Annotated in this window: 18 protein-coding genes; 3 read left to right on the top strand and 15 right to left on the bottom strand. The window is 67.1% G+C overall.

Annotated elements, in window-relative coordinates; genetic code table 11:
* Nucleotides 1–24: 24 nt before the first annotated feature.
* From QRN07_RS01435 to QRN07_RS01420, 4 genes are read right to left on the bottom strand one after another with little or no spacing between them, the layout of a single operon-like run.
* Nucleotides 25–318 carry a DUF503 domain-containing protein gene (locus QRN07_RS01435; RefSeq protein WP_285240194.1) on the bottom strand — a complete coding sequence of 98 codons (294 nt, stop codon included), beginning with the start codon at nt 316–318 and terminating at the stop codon, nt 25–27.
* A gap of 37 nt (nt 319–355) precedes the next feature.
* Nucleotides 356–673: a putative quinol monooxygenase gene (locus tag QRN07_RS01430; RefSeq protein WP_050687937.1), complete on the bottom strand. Its 318-nt coding sequence runs from the start codon at nt 671–673 to the stop codon at nt 356–358.
* A complete protein-coding gene (locus QRN07_RS01425; protein ID WP_285240193.1) occupies nt 670–1,212 on the bottom strand; it encodes a DUF1990 domain-containing protein in 543 nt (180 codons plus the stop codon). The genes QRN07_RS01430 and QRN07_RS01425 overlap by 4 nt, the downstream gene beginning before the upstream one ends.
* Nucleotides 1,205–1,612 carry an MmcQ/YjbR family DNA-binding protein gene (locus QRN07_RS01420; RefSeq protein ID WP_050687935.1) on the bottom strand — a complete coding sequence of 136 codons (408 nt, stop codon included), beginning with the start codon at nt 1,610–1,612 and terminating at the stop codon, nt 1,205–1,207. Before QRN07_RS01420 ends, QRN07_RS01425 begins: the two co-directional genes overlap by 8 nt.
* A 45-nt stretch (nt 1,613–1,657) precedes the next feature.
* Here QRN07_RS01420 and QRN07_RS01415 point away from each other — a divergent pair, with 45 nt between their 5' ends.
* The gene (locus QRN07_RS01415) at nt 1,658–2,686 is read left to right on the top strand and encodes an isopenicillin N synthase family dioxygenase (protein WP_056595475.1); all 1,029 of its coding nucleotides are present in this window, start codon (nt 1,658–1,660) and stop codon (nt 2,684–2,686) included.
* A 34-nt stretch (nt 2,687–2,720) separates the two neighbouring features.
* On the opposite strand, the gene QRN07_RS01410 is transcribed toward QRN07_RS01415, so the two are convergent.
* From QRN07_RS01410 to QRN07_RS01390, 5 genes are all read right to left on the bottom strand, one after another.
* Nucleotides 2,721–3,146 carry a CoA-binding protein gene (locus QRN07_RS01410; protein WP_050687933.1) on the bottom strand — a complete coding sequence of 142 codons (426 nt, stop codon included), beginning with the start codon at nt 3,144–3,146 and terminating at the stop codon, nt 2,721–2,723.
* 44 nt (nt 3,147–3,190) lie between these two features.
* Nucleotides 3,191–4,093 (bottom strand): hypothetical protein, encoded by a 903-nt coding sequence (locus QRN07_RS01405; protein ID WP_285240192.1) that lies wholly within the window; start codon nt 4,091–4,093, stop codon nt 3,191–3,193.
* Nucleotides 4,090–4,641 carry an RNA polymerase sigma factor gene (locus QRN07_RS01400; RefSeq protein WP_285240191.1) on the bottom strand — a complete coding sequence of 184 codons (552 nt, stop codon included), beginning with the start codon at nt 4,639–4,641 and terminating at the stop codon, nt 4,090–4,092. Before QRN07_RS01400 ends, QRN07_RS01405 begins: the two co-directional genes overlap by 4 nt.
* Before the next feature lie 185 nt (nt 4,642–4,826).
* Complete coding sequence (locus QRN07_RS01395; protein WP_285240190.1) at nt 4,827–5,162, bottom strand: YegP family protein; 336 nt, start codon at nt 5,160–5,162, stop codon at nt 4,827–4,829.
* Nucleotides 5,163–5,397: 235 nt separating this feature from the next.
* Nucleotides 5,398–6,687 (bottom strand): adenylosuccinate synthase, encoded by a 1,290-nt coding sequence (locus QRN07_RS01390; protein WP_050687929.1) that lies wholly within the window; start codon nt 6,685–6,687, stop codon nt 5,398–5,400.
* Between the two features lie 378 nt (nt 6,688–7,065).
* Here QRN07_RS01390 and QRN07_RS01385 point away from each other — a divergent pair, with 378 nt between their 5' ends.
* On the top strand, nt 7,066–7,695 hold the full coding sequence (locus QRN07_RS01385; RefSeq protein WP_050687928.1) for a uracil-DNA glycosylase family protein: 630 nt from the start codon (nt 7,066–7,068) through the stop codon (nt 7,693–7,695).
* Between the two features lie 138 nt (nt 7,696–7,833).
* Here QRN07_RS01385 and QRN07_RS01380 read toward each other — a convergent pair whose 3' ends face one another.
* From QRN07_RS01380 to QRN07_RS01365, 4 genes are all read right to left on the bottom strand, one after another.
* Complete coding sequence (locus tag QRN07_RS01380) at nt 7,834–8,256, bottom strand: DUF3151 domain-containing protein (RefSeq protein ID WP_285240189.1); 423 nt, start codon at nt 8,254–8,256, stop codon at nt 7,834–7,836.
* Nucleotides 8,257–9,276 carry a class II fructose-bisphosphate aldolase gene (gene fbaA / locus QRN07_RS01375; RefSeq protein WP_050687837.1) on the bottom strand — a complete coding sequence of 340 codons (1,020 nt, stop codon included), beginning with the start codon at nt 9,274–9,276 and terminating at the stop codon, nt 8,257–8,259.
* Between the two features lie 171 nt (nt 9,277–9,447).
* Nucleotides 9,448–10,281 carry a putative endonuclease domain-containing protein gene (locus QRN07_RS01370; protein WP_285240188.1) on the bottom strand — a complete coding sequence of 278 codons (834 nt, stop codon included), beginning with the start codon at nt 10,279–10,281 and terminating at the stop codon, nt 9,448–9,450.
* 243 nt (nt 10,282–10,524) lie between these two features.
* Nucleotides 10,525–11,190 carry a TrmH family RNA methyltransferase gene (locus QRN07_RS01365; RefSeq protein WP_050687839.1) on the bottom strand — a complete coding sequence of 222 codons (666 nt, stop codon included), beginning with the start codon at nt 11,188–11,190 and terminating at the stop codon, nt 10,525–10,527.
* Between the two features lie 62 nt (nt 11,191–11,252).
* On the opposite strand from QRN07_RS01365, the gene QRN07_RS01360 reads away from it, so the two are divergent.
* Entirely contained in the window at nt 11,253–12,083 is an 831-nt protein-coding gene (locus QRN07_RS01360) for an HAD-IIA family hydrolase (RefSeq protein WP_050687840.1), read from the top strand.
* Here the strand turns inward: QRN07_RS01360 and QRN07_RS01355 are convergent.
* Both QRN07_RS01355 and QRN07_RS01350 read right to left on the bottom strand, forming a co-directional pair.
* Complete coding sequence (locus QRN07_RS01355; protein WP_285240187.1) at nt 12,080–13,120, bottom strand: alpha/beta fold hydrolase; 1,041 nt, start codon at nt 13,118–13,120, stop codon at nt 12,080–12,082. The genes QRN07_RS01360 and QRN07_RS01355 overlap by 4 nt on opposite strands.
* 68 nt (nt 13,121–13,188) lie before the next feature.
* Entirely contained in the window at nt 13,189–13,803 is a 615-nt protein-coding gene (locus QRN07_RS01350; RefSeq protein WP_285240186.1) for a hypothetical protein, read from the bottom strand.
* Between the last annotated feature and the right edge of the window lie 55 nt (nt 13,804–13,858).

Here is a 13,858-nt window from a genome sequence, read left to right as displayed (position 1 = left end):
CGCGCTGCTGTTACGAGCGGGGACTCAGTCCTCACTGTGCAGATCCCGCCGGCGGACCCCCAGCACCTCAATCTCCGGGCGGTACGCCACAAAACGTTCGACGGCGTCAAGCACCGCCACGAGGTGCGCCCGGTCAGCCGCCACCAGCCCGGCCCCCATACGGGAGCGCCGGTACTGGTCGTGGTCCCCGACTTCCGCAACCGACACCTCGAAACGTCGTTTGGTCTCGGCCAGCAGCGGCCTGATCACGGAGCGTTTTTCCTTCAGGCTGTGAACATCGCCCAGGAGAATGTCGAACTCGATCCAGCCGATCCACATGCCTCATCGTAACGGCCGCCTGATCCGGCGGAGCGGCTCAGATGCTGAGTTCGCCCATGGTGTCCCAGCCCTCGCCGTCAACCTGGCGGCTGATGATCCGCGGCGTTTCCACCAGGGCCTGGCGCATGTCCACCATGGCCTGCTGGAAGTGGGCGCTGTTGACGTGGTCGCCGGCGGCGTCGTCCTTGAAGGCCTCCACCAGGACAAACTCGTTGGCGTCCGAGGTGCTGCGGGACCAGTCGAACCAGAGGTTGCCGGGTTCCTGGCGGGTTGCCGTGGTGAAGCCGTCCACCAGGTCGAGCCAGCGGTCCGACCAGTCGGGCTTGACCTTGAACTTGACGACAATGAATATCACTGGGGTGTTCCTTCCGTGGCGAGTGCTTTTGCCCCTTCAATGTACCGGGCGGTCACGTACCGCTGGGCAGCGCCGGCCACCACTGCACCTGCGGTATAGAACCAGTTGGCGGGCTTGCTGAAGGCCCGGATCCGCAGGTGCACGGCCCCGGCGGCGTCGATCAGCACCTCGAAGGACTCCTCGCCGCGCTCCGGATGGCCCGGCAGGGTCCCGTAGCCGAATCCGGCCGACTGCGGGGAGCCGCCCGGCACGGCTTCGCGGACCCACACCACCTCGCACGGCGCGTTGATGCGGAAGGGCCCGACGCCGAATCCGCTCACCACCCGTGCGCCCGGCCGGACGGTTGGGACGTCGGCCCGGACCCGGAGTCCGGCCCGCCGCTGCAGCTCCCAGGAAAGGATTCCCGCGGCAACGTGCCGGTACAGGTCCTGGCCGCTGCCCAGCCTTACTTCCTTCAGGACCTGGTGGTAGCCGGCAGGCGCAACACCATGTTCAGTCCCACCGACGCCCGGATAGTCCAGCGTGCCGCGCTTACTCATTGCCACCTGCAAGTCCGGCCCAGCCCAGCTGTTCCCGCTGCTTCCGGTTGAACCGTGCCACCACCAGGTCGTACGAATCCTCCACCATGTCCTTGACCATGCCGTCCGGCAGAGCGCCGTCCAGCCGGACCCCGTTCCAGTGGGTTTTGTTCATGTGCCAGGCACCGGTGATTTCCGGGTGGGCGGCGCGCAACTGCTCTGCCAGCGCCGGCTCGCATTTCAGGTTCACGTAAAAGTCGGCCGCATCGAGGGAAGACAGCGCAAAAAGCCGCGACTCGTGGGTTGCGCCACCGGCAATGTGGGCCCGGACTTTGAACACCGCCGTCTCCGGCCCGAAGGGGTAGTCCTCGTAGCTCCCCGGGAACGCCAGGCAGATTTTCCGTAAGTAGGCTGGATCCATACCTAGACCCTACAAAGCCGGACCGGGCGGTGCTAGTCTGCGGACATGGCACACGATCCGGGAGCCATCCCCGTTCTGGACCTCACCACAGCCCGGCTGCCCGGCGGGACGTTCAATCCGGAATTCATTGAACAGCTCCGGCACGCCACCCACGACATCGGCTTCTTCCAGGTCACCGGCTACGGCGCCGCCCCCGGCCAGGCCGAACACCTGCTGTCCGTCATCCGGGACTTCTTCAACCTCCCGCTGGCGGAACGGATGAAACTGGATAACCGGTTGTCCCCCCATTTCCGCGGGTATACCAGGATGGGCACTGAAGTGACCCAGGGCAGGGCGGACGCGCGGGAGCAGATCGACTACTCCCCCGAGCGGGAACCGGCCACCGGGCACCCCGCCGATGAACCGTATTGGCTGCTGCAGGGCCCCAACCTCTGGCCGGACCAGGGCTTTCCCGGCCTGAAACCGGCTGCCATGGCCTGGGCGGAGCTGATGTCGTCCGTGGGCATGGACCTGCTGCGCGCCATCGCTGTGTCCCTGCACCAGCCGGAGGACTACTTCGACGAACCGTTCCACGGGACCCCGGCCTGGATGGGGAAGCTGGTCCACTACGTGGGCGGGGTGGTGACGGCCGCGGGAAACCAGGGGGTGGGCTCGCACGCTGACTACGGGTTTGTCACCCTTCTGCTCCAGGACGATGTGGGCGGGCTCGAAGTGCTGCCGCCCGGCACGGCGGAATGGCTCCCCGTGGAGCCCCTGCCCGGGGCGCTGGTGGTGAACCTCGGCGAGATGCTGGAAGTGGCTACCGAAGGGTATCTGGCGGCCACCATCCACCGGGTGCAGGCCCCGCCGCCGGGCGTGGACCGCTACTCCGTCCCGTTTTTCTGGTCGCCAAGGCTGGACGCTGTCATCGGGCCCGTACCCCTTCCGCCGGAGCTCAAGGCCGCGGCGCGGGGCATCACGGACAATCCCGATAATCCCCTGCTGGCCTCGTTTGGCCGCAACATGCTCAAGGGCCGGATGCGGGCCCACCCGGACGTGACAGAGCGCCACTATCCGGAGCTGCGGGCGGGCTGAGACGCTTGAGCAGCACGACGCCGGGACCCGGGTTTCAGAGGTCGAATTTCCACGCCTGCTGAGCAGGGCAGGTATTCATCACCACATCCAGGCCCGCGTCCTTGGCGCGCTGCGCCGCTGCCTCGTCAATAACGCCCAGTTGCAGCCACACGGCCTTTGCGCCCACAGCGATGGCCTGGTCAACCACGGCGCCGACCTTTTCCGAATTGACGAAACAGTCCACCACGTCGATGGGCTGCTTGTCCGCAGGAATGCCGGCCAGGGTGCTGTACCCGGTTTCGCCGTGCACCGGATCGCCCGGCACGTTGACGGGGATGATCTCCATTCCCAGCCTGTCCCGGATAAACAACGAAGTTTCATAAGCTGCGCGCCATTCATTGGTGGTGAGGCCCACGATGGCCCACCGCCCCTTGGTCCTCATGAGGCGCTCAATCACTGCGGGGTCGTTGGTGTGGCTCATTGCCCCAGCCTACGCCGGTGGGCGCGTACGCCTGCGGACCCGGCTTAGCCGCGCGGACCGCCGGGCCCCGGCTTGTCCTTGCCGGCAGGGGCTTGGAGCCTCTCGCCGTCTTTTTGTTTGACCCGGCGCTGGTCCCTGGGGTGGGTGCCGTCGGCTTTCCGGGCGGTGCCTGGCGACTCTGCGGATTTCGGGGAGTCCCCCGGTGGGGACGCGGCGGCAGGCGGGGACGCGGCTGGCGCTGCCCGGGGTGGTGCCGCCGGGGCCGGCAGCGCCGGGGCGGCGGGTTCACGCGCTTCGGTTCCGGCCGCACCGGGGCCGTTGCCTTGGACGGCGTCCGGCAGCCCCAGGCTCCCGGCTCCCGCTGCTGCAGCCGCCGGGGCCGGCACCGCGGCACCGGAATCTGCACCAGCATCAGCGACGGCAGGCGGAACCGGGGACGGCGCAGGCACGGACCCGGGAGTTGATGCGGATTGCCGGGTGCTGTCCCCGCCTGACGGGCCGCCTGGTTCACCGGCCGTGACGTGCCCGGGCTGCGGCGCAGGCGCAGGCGCAGGCACAGGCACGGACGCAGGATCAGGAATGGGTGCAGGGGCAGGGTTAGCCGGGCCTGTCACCCACGGACCCAGTAGCTGCTGGACGGAGAAGCTGCCTGTTCCTGCGTGTCCGCCGGTGCTGGCGGCCACGCCTGTGGCGCCGAGTCCCATGCCGGCGATGACGGCCAGTCCAACGATCGTTGATTTGCCGCGGCCCAGCCTGCGGTGGCGGGCCACTTCGTCCGGGACGTCGGAAAGGAGGGCTGCCAGGCCAGGCCCGGGGGCCGGAGCCGGCGTGTGGGCCAGCCCGCCCAGGGACATCAGGGCAGCCTCGAGGGCCTCATTGTCCTGCTGGCCGGAGTCGTCCAGCAGTTCCGCCACGGTGCGGCGAAGGTTTCCGTCGTGGGCGCTCATGGCTTGAGGTACTCCTTCACGTCAGTGGTTTCCCGCAGTTTAAGGAGCGCCCGCCGCTGCAGTTGCTTCACTGCGCCGGCGGACCTGCCCATCACTTTGGCGGCCTGGTCCACGGAAAGTCCGGCCACCAGGCGCAGTGCCAGCACTTCACGCTGGTCTGCCGGCAGCACGTTGAGCAGTGCCACAACCTCGCGGGGCGCCATGCGGTCCAGGGCGGCAGCTTCAGCGGAGGCGGTGGACCGCTGGTCCAGGTCCGCGTCGAACGGCAGGGTGACGGGCGCCCGGCTTTGCCGCCGGTGGTCATCCACCATGCGGGCGTGCGCCACGGAGAAGATGAAAGTCCGCAGCCCGGCCGCCCCGCCGTGCACCGATTCCAGCCGGGGCAGCACCGCCAGGAAGACTTCCTGCATGGCCGCCTCCGGGTCCTCCACGCCGCGGGCCACCAGGTATCCCAGCACCTGCGGGGCGTAGGTCCGGTAAACCAGGCTGAAGGCATTGGTCCCGCTGGCGCTCTCCGGGAGCAGCTCATCGGTCAGGGCATCAGTCACGGACGCAGCGCTTTCGGTCAGGAGGGCTTTTTCCGTGCCTACTTTACCCGCCGGTAACCATGGTTCCGGGACAGGGAAGAGCCGGTCCGGAACGTGATGGGGGACAAGTTCCGGGCCGGCTCTACAAAGGGGTAATCGTCCAGGGGCTTCCCGGGGTTACGCAGACGCTGGAAAAACTTTCAGGCTCAGCGGCCCGCTGCCACAATCCAGCGCGGTTTCCGGGCCGGTGCGCCCGGTCCCAGCGCCACCCGGAACACGTGGCCCCGGAGGGCGCGGGTAGTGTCGACGGCAGCGCGCGGCGCTTCGACCGGCAGGGCCGGGACCTGCGGGGCGGTTGGCCGGCGGCTCAGGTCCGTCACGAGGCCGGTGCCGGCGCACTCACGGACCGCGGCTATGCCGGCAGCTACGGCTGGTTTGTCAGCAAATGCTCCGGAGACCGCCATCACCGTCCCGTCAGCAGCCAGCAGCCGGAACCTGTACATCGACTCTGGATCAACAAAAACCTCGAAATTGCCCGCCATCACAAATCCTCCTGGCATCCTTGCCCCTCAACTGGTCCTCCAACCCTCCCCGACGCGGAAGACACCAACAAGAGCCGCGCGGTTAACCCTGTGTAAATTGCATGTCAACAGCGGGCCGGCGGCCTGGGCAGACGACGGCGGCGGCCCACCCAAAGGTGAGCCGCCGCCGTCGTCCCCACCCGCTCCCCAGCCTCGCAAGCTCGGCCAGGGAACCCTGCGGGCGTGGGCCCAGGTATTAGTCGTTGATGAGGTCGTTCACCACGATGGTCTGGTCCCGGTCCGGGCCCACGCCGATGGCGGAGAACCGGGTGCCGGAAAGCTTCTCCAGGGCCAGCACGTAGTTGCGGGCGTTCTCCGGCAGGTCGCTGAGCGTCCGTGCGCCGGTGATGTCCTCGGTCCAGCCTTCGAAGTACTCGAAGATGGGCTTGGCGTGGTGGAACTCGGTCTGCGTCATGGGCATTTCGTCGTGGCGCACACCGTCAACGTCGTAGGCCACGCAGACGGGGATCTGCTCGATGCCGGTCAGGACGTCCAGCTTGGTGACGAAGTAGTCCGTGAAACCGTTGACGCGGGAGGCGTGGCGGGCCAGGACGGCGTCGTACCAGCCGCAACGGCGGGGCCGGCCGGTGTTGACGCCGAATTCGCCGCCGGTCTTCTGCAGGTACATGCCCATGTCATCGAAGAGTTCGGTGGGGAACGGACCTGCGCCCACGCGGGTGGTGTACGCCTTGATGATGCCGATGGAGCGTGAGATCCGGGTGGGGCCGATGCCGGAACCCACCGACGCGCCGCCAGCGGTGGGGTTGGATGAGGTGACGAACGGGTAGGTGCCGTGGTCCACGTCCAGGAACGTGGCCTGGCCGCCTTCCATCAGCACAACCTTGCCCTCGTCCAGGGCGGTGTTCAGCACCAGGGTGCTGTCAATGACCAGGGGGCGCAGCCGGTCGGCGAAGGACAGGAAGTATTCCACGATCTCGTCCACCACCACGCTGCGGCGGTTGTAAATCTTGACCAGGAGTTCGTTCTTCTGGCGCAGGGACCCTTCCACCTTCTGGCGGAGGATGGACTCGTCAAAAACGTCCTGGACGCGGATGCCCAGCCGGGCCACCTTGTCCATGTAGGCGGGGCCGATCCCGCGGCCGGTGGTGCCGATCGCGCGGCTGCCGAGGAAACGCTCGGTGACTTTGTCCAGGACCTGGTGGTACGGCGCCACGAGGTGTGCGTTCGCCGAGACCCGCAGTTTGGAGGTGTCGGCGCCACGGGCCTGGAGGCCTTCGATTTCCTGGAAGAGCGCCTCGAGGTTGACCACGCAGCCATTGCCGATGATGGGGATGGCGTTGGGGCTGAGAATGCCTGCCGGCAGGAGCTTGAGCTCGTACTTTTCACCGCCTACGACGACGGTGTGCCCGGCGTTGTTGCCGCCGTTGGGCTTGACGACGTAGTCAACGCGGCCGCCCAGAAGGTCGGTCGCTTTGCCTTTTCCTTCGTCGCCCCACTGGGCTCCTACGATCACGATTGCTGGCATGGGATCCTCCCCCATTCGTTCGGGCAGCCCCGTGCCGCCACAAGGTGGCGGTCCCGGCGCGGCGCCGTTCATGAGAACGCCCCGGATGGACAGGTGCCGGCGGCACGCCGGCGCAAGAGTTCCGGGGCTCTTACCACCCAAGTTTAGCCGATCGGGGCGTTTGTCCACTCGCTGGCTGACCTGCGGGGCAATACGGGTGCGGGCCCCGGCAGATTGCCCACAACCCACCGGCGTTTCGTTCCTCCGGGCTTGGTAGACTGGACAGGATCGGCCAGGAGCCGGTCCACCCCATTTCAACCGCTTCCGGCGTGTGCGCTTCCCTGCGCCCGCGCCGGCTGGCGGCAGCAACGCCAATCCCTGCAGGAGATCCAGCCCTTTATGACAGCCCTGGCCCCCGAATCATTCCACGAACAGCTCCTGAGCCGCCGCTACGAACCCAACGTGGCGGTTGTCAACGAACTGTGCGACACCCTGCAGGCGGCCAAGCCCGGCACCATGGTCCCCTACGTGGATCCCATGCACGATGTGGACGAGTGCCGCATCATCAGCCTTTACTCCAACATCGGCGAGGCTGACGGGACGGGTTTCATCACCCCCGGCGACAGTGACGCCGCCACCCGCATGCTGGGCATCCAGTGGAAGCTGGGCCTGCGCCCCGAGTTCGTGATGCCGTGGAACGTCCACCCGTGGCACACAGCGGGCGAGCCCAACGGCAAGTTCACCCCGGACCAGATCTCGGCGGGCCTGAAGCCGCTGCTGAAGTTCCTGGCCCTGGTTCCCCGCGCCTCCGTGATCGTGGCGCATGGCACCGAAGCCAACCGGCTGGCCAACCTGCTGCTGAAGACCGAAGTGCCCATGATCTGGCGCCGCGGCCTGAAGACCTACAAGGTCCGATCCCTGTCCGGCCGCGCGTTTGCCGGGTCCCCGGTCCGCCAGGAGGAGTTCCTAGAAGACATGCGTGTTGCTTACGCGGACGCCATGGCGCGCACGGGACTGGCCAAGGCCTAATCCCACCCGCCGCTTCGGCTGGCAGTTTCGAACGCACGACGGCGGGCGGTGACCTTGATTTCCAAAGGTCACCGCCCGCCGTCGTACTCTTTAACGCCGAAACGCGGAGCCCCTGAGGGCTCCGCGCCTGGTTTTTGCTTACTTGCCCTCGATGGCAGCCTTCGCTGTGGGGTCCGAGTCCGTCAGGAACTTCGCGATCCGCTCCGGCTCCTCGGCTTCGCCGATGGCAGCCGAGGCCCGGCCCAGTGAGTGCAGGGCCCGCAGGAAACCGCGGTTGGGCTCGTGCTCCCACGGGATGGGGCCCACCCCGCGCCAGCCGTTGCGGCGCAGCGTGTCCAGCCCGCGGTGGTAGCCCACCCGCGAGTAGGCGTAGGAGTCGATGGTGCGCCCTTCGGCCCACGCCTCCTCGGCCAGGACGGCCCACAGCAGCGACGACGTGGGGTGCTGCGCCACCAGGTCCAGCGCTTCGTGGCCGGCCGCCAGCTGCTCGTTGACCTCGGTCTCGGCAGGCAGCAGCGTGGGCTCGGGGCCCATGAGGTTGCGGCGGAACTCATCCGACATTTAGAAGGTCTTCCCGGCCGAACCGAGCTGCTTGGTCGCTTCGACCACGCGGGCAGCGAGGCCGGCTTCGGCGGCAGCGCCCCAGACGCGGGGGTCGTAGGTCTTTTTGTTGCCGACTTCGCCGTCGACCTTCAGGACGCCGTCGTAGTTGCTGAGCATGTGGCCCGCCACGGGACGCGTGAAGGCGTACTGGGTGTCCGTGTCGATGTTCATCTTGATGGTGCCGTAGGAGACGGCGTCCGCGATTTCCTGGTCCGAGGAGCCGGAACCGCCGTGGAACACCAGGTCGAACGGGTTTTCCTTGCCGATCCGTGCACCCACCTGGGCCTGGATGTCCTTGAGGATCTCCGGGCGCAGCTTTACGCCACCGGGCTTGTAGACGCCATGGACGTTGCCGAACGTCAGGGCGGTAATGTAGCGGCCGTGCTCGCCGGCGCCCAGCGCCTCAACGGTGGCCAGTGCGTCCTCAACCGTGGTGTAGAGCTTTTCGTTGATCTCGTTCTCCACACCGTCTTCCTCGCCACCAACGGTGCCGATTTCAACTTCGAGGATCATCTTCGCGGCAGCGGTGCGCTCCAGCAGTTCGCGTGCGATCCGCAGGTTTTCCTGCAGGGTTTCAGCGGAGCCGTCCCACATATGGGAGTTGAACAGCGGGTTCCGGCCGGCCTTGACCTCAGCTTCGGAAGCAGCCAGCAGCGGCAGCACAAAGCCGTCCAGCTTGTCCTTGGGGCAGTGGTCGGTGTGCAGGGCCACGTTGACGCCGTAGTTCTTGGCCACTTCGCGGGCGAACGCCGCAAAGCCCAGGGAACCGGCAACCATGTCCTTGGTGGAAGCGCCGGACCAGTACGCGGCACCGCCGGTGGAGACCTGGATGATGCCATCAGACTCGGCGTCAGCGAAGCCGCGGAGGGCGGCGTTCAGCGTCTGCGAGGACGTCACGTTGACGGCGGGGAACGCGAAGCCGCCCGCCTTTGCACGGTCGATCATCTCGGAATAGATCTCTGGGGTTGCAATGGGCATGCTGACTCCTATGCTGTGATTCGTCTATGGGCCGATGGCCCTGGAGTAGACCGCTTACGGCTAGGCACCATCCTAGCGATATCCGCTCCGGCGCAACGTTTCGGGTCCGGCTCCGGTAACACTCCCTCGCGAGATGGCACTTCGCGGCAGTCGCTGCGTCAGGGACTGCCGTTAACTGCCATCTCGCGCCCAGCCGCGGCTTTGGAGCGCACGCCGGACCAAGGGAACGACGGCGGGACGCTCGCCTTCAAGGTGGTGGCGCCCCACACGGACTTCGATCCAGCCCAAGGCAACCGTCCGATCGTGCCGGACCAGGTCCCGCAGGTACTGTTCCCGGCCGGCGTGGTGCGAGCCGTCATACTGCAGGGCGATACCCCACTCCGGGTAGGCAGCGTCCGGCCACACCTCGGGCGCGCCCCGCGGACCCCAGAGGACGTGATTAAGGGTCGGCTCAGGAAGCCCGGCCTCCACCAGTGCCAGCCGCATCCTGGTTTCCGCCGCGGAGTCGGCGCCCACCCGCACCATGTCCAGCGCCGCCCGGGCAGTCTTGATGCCCCGCATCCCCGGGTGCCGGGCGGCGATGGCGCGCAGGTCCTCGGCGCTGCAGATGGCGTCCCGGGGTACGGGGAAGCTTTTCCCGTGGGCACACACAAGGAAATCGCCCACGGCCACAAGGTCTTCCAGCGACAGCAGGGCAGCCAGGTCAAGCCAGGTCCTGGCAGGCGAGGTGAGGCGGACGCCGTCGTACTCCACCACTTCCCCGGGCAGGAACGTCAGCACGTGTCCCACCACGTTGACCCGCCGCGGAAAACTGAAGCCGCGGCGCCGGGCAAGATGGATGCGCCAATCAGCACCGCAGCCGGGCGGGAGCGGTGCACCCCACACGTGCGCTGCGGAAAGAGAGACGAGGATCGAGGTGTCGTCCAGGTCCGTGTAGGCGCGCAGTGCTGCCGCTCCGGCCACTGCCGAAAGCAACGGAACCCGGACGCCCCGGGAAACGGTCACCAAGTCTCCCGCAGCCGTACGCGTGCGGGTCACTCCAGCCTTGTCCGAAGCCCGCAGTGAAAAGGAACCTGTGGTCAGATGGGCTGGAAGCGGGACCCTGCGCATGCCTCATTGTGGCCTGCCCAAAGCAAAGTGCCTGAGTTATCCACAGCCCAAGCCGTCGCCAGCACCGCGAGATGGCACTTCGCGGCAGTCCCGGGCGCTGCGACTGCCGCGAAGTGCCATCTCGCGGGGGATCGGTTGTCAGGTGGGCTGGCCAAACACGTGCCGGCGAACCCACGCGTGCATGGCGATGGCGGCCGCCGAGGCCGCGTTGATGGACCGGGTGGAACCGAACTGTTCGATCGAAAGGGTGGCGACGGCGGCCTCGTGAACTTCGGGGGTCAGGCCCGGGCCCTCCTGGCCGAAGACCAGCACGCAGTCGCGCGGCAGCTCGTAGGTTTCCAGCGGCACGGAGTCCGGAAAAATGTCCACGCCGATGATGGCCAGGCCCTCGCCCTGCGCCCAGGCCACAAAGTCGTCAACGGTGGGGTGGTGCCGGACGTGCTGGTACCGGTCGGTGACCATGGCGCCCCGCCGGTTCCACCGGCGCCGCCCGATGATGTGCACTTCCTTGGCCAGGAACGCGTTCGCGGTGCGCACCACAGTCCCGATGTTCAGGTCGTGCTGCCAGTTCTCGATGGCCACGTGGAAGTTGTGGCGCCGGGAGTCCAGCTCCGCCACGATGGCCTCGTGCTTCCAGTACCGGTACTTGTCCAGGACGTTACGGCGGTCGCCGTCCGCCAGGAGGTCAGGGTCCCAGTGGTCCCCGTCGGGCAGCTCACCTTCCCAGGGCCCGACGCCGACCTCCGCCTTGGCCTCGTGCGTGTCCTCTGGTTCGGGCTGGGGTCCGCCGGTGGTACCGGGCATTTGATTCACCCCTCAACACTAGACTGGACCTTTCGGGGTTCCATCACATTCGGAGGTTAGGCATGGCAGAAGCGGACGAGGTCAAGGGATCACCGGCGGTGTATCGCAACGGCCTGGAAATCGAGTGCTGGCTCACGGACATGGACGGGGTGCTGGTGCACGAGAACCAGGCGGTTCCGGGGGCCGCCGAGCTGATCCAGCGCTGGGTGGACACGTCCAAGCGCTTCCTGGTGCTGACCAACAACTCCATTTTTACGCCCCGCGACCTGGCGGCACGGCTGCACGCGTCGGGGCTGCACGTCCCTGAGGAAAACATCTGGACCTCGGCCCTGGCCACCGCCCAGTTCCTCAAGGACCAGGTGCAGGGTTCCGGGTCCGGCAACCGCGCCTACACGATCGGTGAGGCAGGGCTGACGACGGCGCTGCATGAGGCAGGCTTTATCCTTACCGACCAGGACCCGGACTTTGTGGTCCTCGGCGAGACACGCACGTATTCCTTCGAGGCCATCACCATGGCCATCCGCCTGATCCTGGCCGGAGCGCGCTTCATCGCCACCAATCCCGATGCCACCGGTCCGTCCAAGGACGGTCCCATGCCGGCCACCGGGGCGATCGCAGCCCTCATCACCAAGGCCACGGGCCGGGAGCCCTATGTGGTGGGCAAGCCCAACCCCATGATGTTCCGGTCCGCCATGAACCAGATCGACGCCCACTCCGAGACCACAGCCATGATCGGGGACCGGATGGACACGGACATCATCGCCGGGATGGAAGCCGGCCTGCACACGGTCCTGGTGCTCAGCGGCATCACCCAGCGCGACGAAATCGCCGCCTACCCCTTCCGGCCCAACCAGGTCCTCAATTCCGTGGCGGACCTGAAGGACCAGATCTAGAACACGGAGACGCGTCCGCCGCCCCGCGGCAGCGGAAAGTTGCTGTCCAGCAGCTCCGTGATGATGGGGCGGTAGATGTTGGGGTTCCACCCCGGGCTGGCGTGGGCGGGGGCGGCGCCCACCGTCTGCAGGCCGGACGAAACCATGTTGTCCCGGAACACCGAAGCCCAACTGGCCACCGCGGTCTGGTAGCGAACGGTCCGGTCGCCCGGGCTGCCGATGAAGGCCATCTTCGCGGTGCCCAGCTTCCCGGCGAACCTGGTGCCGTCGAAGTGGTAGATGTACGCCGATTCGGTCTGCACCAGGACGCTGGAGGGTGCGATCGGCGACAGCTGCTCCAGCGTCTGGTCCAGGATCTGGCGCCAGCTCCGTTCGTTCTTGTGGATGACCCGCTCCCCCAGCTCGTAGCTGCCGCGCAGGGCCGACGGGAACCGGAAGCCGTGCTCGTAGAGGTACACAACGCCGTCGAACCAGCTTTGGTCCAGCACGTCCGTCCGGTTAAAGGGGCTGGAGTCCAGCAGGATGAACTCCACCTGCACACCGTGGATCTCCAGCAGCCGGGCCGCCACCTGGGTGGCCACCATCCCGCCGAAGCTGTGCCCGTAGAAGAAAAGCTTGGTCAGTTTCCGGGCCCGGACGTATTCGATGACGGCGATGACCACGTCGTTGATGTCCAGCCCGACGTTCGAATAGCCGACGGCGGCCAGCCGGGCCCGTTTATTCAACGCTCCCCGGAGGACATTGAGGATCCACTGGGCTTCCTCCCAGCTGGTTTTGTAGCCGGGAAAGAGGAACCAGCCGGCATCCGGATAGTAGGCGTCCGCAAAGTCGTCTGGGACGCCCAGGATCTTGTTGACGCGGCGCTGGGACTGGACCTGCCTGGTGAAGAGCATGTCCGCCGCCAGCACGCCGGAGGCGCCGGCGCCGGCGAAAAACCCGCGCCGGGAGAAGCGTTTCAGGGCAGCGGCCTCCGCCAGGTAGCGGGCCGCTGCGGACCCACGCCTGTCCTGCGGATTGACCTCCCCCTCATACGGCACACTTCTACCGTAGTCACACCCTGCGATGCCGACGCCATAGGGAGGGCTATCAGGCCGCGGCGTGCGGGTCAGCTGGCGCTTTGGCTCTCCACGGCCGGGACCCGGGAATCGTGGTCTTCCTGCCGCCGCTGCAGCTCCGCGCAGATGTCGTCGTATCTGCCCAGCAGGTCGGAGCCGGAAAACGCCTGCGGGACGTCCAGCAGTGCGAAAAGGGAATCGCTGGCGGCCAGCAGCTCGTCGTTCGAATATTCCGCCAAATTCCGGCCGTACAGCCCTTCCAACCGCTCGACGGGGACCCTGAAGGCGCCCGAAAAGTCCGGCCCGTCCGTGGGGGTGGGGACGTCGTCGTCCACCACGGTCAGGGGCGTCCTGTGCTGTCCGCCGGTCCAGTCCTCGGCGGCTGGGGTGAGATGCAAAGCCACGCCTGAGCCGGCGGTCCCCGTCAAGGCGTTGGACTCCAGCGAGTTGAGGTCGCTGCGGAGTCCGGCCAGGGCCGAGGACTCCACGATGATGGCACGGGAAAGGTCCACGCGGATGTGCGAGCGGATGCCCATGCGGCGGACCCGCCGGATCATGTGGACAAGGTCGGCGCGGGAATCCTGGTTGAGGCTGCCGCATATCTCGATGCGGACGAGGTCAGCGGGGACGTCCAGATTAACGAGGGCGTCGAGGGAACGGTCCATAGGTACTCCAAAAAAGGGTGTCTATGGCCGACGGCTCAACCTCGGTAAGCGTAAC

Origin of the sequence: Pseudarthrobacter sp. MEB009 (assembly GCF_030208875.1) — a bacterium.
GTDB lineage: Bacteria > Actinomycetota > Actinomycetes > Actinomycetales > Micrococcaceae > Arthrobacter.
This window is presented reverse-complemented; position numbering and strand designations above follow the sequence as displayed.